This window comes from Pseudomonas sp. BJa5 (assembly GCF_030272875.2).
Taxonomy (GTDB): Bacteria; Pseudomonadota; Gammaproteobacteria; order Pseudomonadales; family Pseudomonadaceae; genus Aquipseudomonas.
The window spans coordinates 1-234 of record NZ_JALRNG020000238.1; the positions used below are offsets into that span (position 1 = coordinate 1).

At 68.4% G+C, this 234-nt stretch carries 1 pseudogene; it reads left to right on the forward strand.

The window, feature by feature from the left end:
* Positions 1-43 precede the first annotated feature (43 nt).
* Positions 44-234 (forward strand): annotated as a pseudogene (locus M2D63_RS26160) (MFS transporter); the annotation flags it as partial.

Here is a 234-nt window from a genome sequence, read left to right on the forward strand (position 1 = left end):
GCCACATGATGGGTAACGAGCACCAGGGCGCGGCCGGTCGGGCGTGACCCGCTCCCAGGTGCGTCGCCGGCTGGAGCTGGCCTGTTGGCAATACCTGGCCGTGGCGCTGGCGCCGTTGCTGGTGTTCTCCTGGGCTTTCGACGCCGGCCAGGCGCTGATCCCGATGCTGTCCATGCCGGTGTTCATCGCCGGTGTGGCGTCGATGTTCCTCAGACTGCCGCGATTCGGCGCCTA